Source organism: Nitrosomonas sp. JL21, from assembly GCF_009833095.1.
GTDB lineage: Bacteria > Pseudomonadota > Gammaproteobacteria > Burkholderiales > Nitrosomonadaceae > Nitrosomonas.
The window spans coordinates 1-1,770 of the sequence record NZ_QRCB01000070.1 but is presented as its reverse complement, the minus strand read 5'-3'; the positions used below and the strand labels follow the sequence as shown (position 1 = coordinate 1,770).

The window sequence follows — 1,770 nt, the reverse complement described above, 5'->3', positions numbered from 1 at the left end:
CAAAGGCTGAAAATCCGGCTTACCTTTTATCCGGAATTAGTTGACCACTACAAACTTGCCGGAAATGAGATAATTGCAGAGTATTTATTGCAAATTCTGGTGAGATTTTGATGGGACCTAAAGATAAGCACACCCCGTCTGGAGGCTTTTTTCAGCAGCCGTTAGGAGAACTGATCAATCGACGCAACGGTGAAGCGGTGTTATACAAATCTTAATTAGGGGTGAACATAGAATTAGGAAAAAACTGCACGTTAGCGCCTATGTTATGCTGACTATCTAAGTTTCACCCTTCCCGGTAGTTCGCAAAGACCGAAATTGCCCGTCTTCGTTTTTTCTATTTTGTCTCCAAACATAATCACCTGTCAGGTTACTTTGTAACTCGATAGCTTTTTCAAGATAAACCGTATTCCATAACACTATCGCAGCCGTCACTAAATTGAGGCCGCTGGCTCGATAGCGTTGCTGTTCAAAGCTACGATCTCTAATTTCGCCTAATCGGTTAAAAAATACCGCTCGTGCAAGCGCATTTCTAGCTTCACCTTTATTTAACCCGGCATGAACGCGACGACGTAACTCAACATTTTGCAGCCAGTCTAAAATGAACAGGGAACGTTCAATTCGGCCCAATTCGCACAATGCGATGGCAAGGCCATTCTGCCGAGGGTAACTACCGAGTTTTCTGATCATTAATGAGGCCGTCACTGTGCCCTGTTTGATGGAGGTGGCCAGCCGTAAGATTTCATCCCAATGGGCACAAAGGTGCTTGATATTCAAGTTGCCGCCGATCATGGTTTGCAATCCCGCATAGTTCTGTCCGTTTTTGGGAATGTAAAGCTTGGTGTCTTTTAAGTCACGAATCCGAGGCGCAAAGCGGAAACCTAATAAATGCATGAGAGCGAAAACATGATCAGTGAAACCCGCGGTATCAGTGTAGTGTTCCTCAATCCGCAAATCCGACTCGTGATATAGGAAGCCGTCAAGCACATAAGTTGAATCTCGAATACCGACATTGACCAGATTCATGTTGTACAGGGCATATTGATCGGAAATATGAGTGTAAAACATTCTACCGGCTTCACTTCCATACTTGGGATTAACATGCCCGGTACTCTCCGCTTTGCCTCCAGCGCGAAACCGTTGTCCGTCAGATGATGATGTCGTGCCATTGCCCCAGTTTCCGGCAAAGGGGTTGTAAAATTGCGTATTGACTAATTCCGCCAGAGCCGCCGAATAGGTATCATCGCGAATATGCCAGGCTTGCTACCAAGAAAGCTTGGCGTATGTCGTGCCAGGACATGATTCAGACATTTTGGTCAATCCCAAATTGATAGCATCGGCTAAAATGGCGGCAAGTAAAAGGGTTCTATCTTTTGGCGATTCGCCGTCTTTCATGTGAACAAAATGCCGGGTGAATCCAGTTCAATCGTCTACATCCATTAATAATTAATAACAGATAAACCCCCGGCTCTGCCGGGGGACTCCCAAAGGTTTGACCGTTAAGGCAGTCGTCGTAACGTTCTCGTCCCAACCACGAGACGAGGAGTCAAAGATGAAGGAATACCAAAGTTTGAGCCATACGCGCTGGAATTGTAAATATCATGTGGTATTTATTCCGAAGCGACGAAAGAAACTGATATTTGGCAAGGTCAGGAAGCATATAGGGGAAGTGTTGCACGATCTGGCAAATCAGAAGGAAAGCGCGATTGTGGAAGGCCATTTGATGCTGGATCACATTCACATGTGTATAAGGGTAATCCTCCCATTTTTAAC

1 protein-coding gene and 1 pseudogene are annotated in these 1,770 nt (G+C 45.3%); one reads left to right on the top strand and one right to left on the bottom strand.

All coding sequences use genetic code 11. The features are described 5' to 3' along the window. Nucleotides 1–276 precede the first annotated feature (276 nt). Nucleotides 277–1,443: pseudogene (locus tag ABF87_RS14505) on the bottom strand (Tn3 family transposase); the annotation flags it as partial. A 106-nt stretch (nucleotides 1,444–1,549) separates the two neighbouring features. Here ABF87_RS14505 and tnpA point away from each other — a divergent pair. Beyond that, on the top strand, nucleotides 1,550–1,770 hold a 221-nt coding region (gene tnpA / locus ABF87_RS14500; protein ID WP_160829831.1), incomplete at its 3' end, for an IS200/IS605 family transposase.